Annotated in this window: 1 protein-coding gene; it reads left to right on the forward strand. The window is 46.2% G+C overall.

The window, feature by feature from the left end; translation table 11 throughout:
- Positions 1-1029: cadherin-like domain-containing protein (locus AB4653_RS09190; RefSeq protein ID WP_372103929.1), on the forward strand; the 1029-nt coding region annotated here is incomplete at both ends.

Raw genomic sequence — 1029 nt, forward strand, 5'->3', positions numbered from 1 at the left:
CCGAATGAAAACTTCAATGGTGAAATCGACATTGATTACAAGGTATTCGATGGTACCGATGAAGTTGCAACCCATCTAGATCTGACCGTTGTACCTGTTAATGATGTGCCAGTTCCGGGCGAGCCATTGCACACCCAAATGCTTGAAAACGGCTCTATGATCATCGAAGCGAAAGACCTATTGTCTGGCGCGACCGATGTTGATGGCGATATCCTGCATGTTGAGAATCTACTGCTTGTTGACCAATCACAAGGTACATTAACAGACAATGGAGACAATACTTTCACATTCGAACCTGCAGAGGACTTCTACGGTGAAGTGAATCTGACCTTCGATATCAGTGACGGTCAAGCCAGTGCACCAAGTACTGCAAGAGTAGACGTTGAAATTGTCAACGAAGGCCCTGAAGTGAGCGGCCCAATTGAAGCCGCTGTTGATGAAGATGGTTCAATCACTATCACTCAAGAGGATCTGTTAGCGAATGCAACGGATGTCGATGGCGATAACCTTGAAGCGGTTAACTTTGCGACCAACGATCCAAATGCGGTTGTTGTAGAAAACCCAGACGGTAGCTTCACGATTACACCAAGTGCTGATTTCTTTGGTGAGATTGAATTTACTTACGATGTCACTGACGCGATCGAAACTGTTGCAGCTGACCTTAACCTAACCGTAAACCCTATCAATGATGCACCAGACGTTCCAGACATGTCTTTCACTACGGAAGACGGTCAAGCGATCACCATTACAGAAGCTGAACTACTAGCACAAGCGACAGATGTTGAAGGTGATGAGCTTTCTGTACTGAACGTGACAAGTGCGAGTGATACGGTAGATGTGACAGACAATGGTGATGGCACATACACATTAACGCCAGAGCAGGGTTTCTTCGGCAATGTTGACTTAACGTTTGATGTGAGTGACGGCACCGACGTGGTGGCTGCAAACATCGACCTAAAAGTTGAGTTCGCTAATGATGCACCAGAAGTAACACCAATGGTTGCGGATGTCGACGAAGATGGTTCAATT

Source organism: Vibrio sp. 10N.222.48.A3, from assembly GCF_041475345.1.
Classification (GTDB): domain Bacteria; phylum Pseudomonadota; class Gammaproteobacteria; order Enterobacterales; family Vibrionaceae; genus Vibrio; species Vibrio tasmaniensis_A.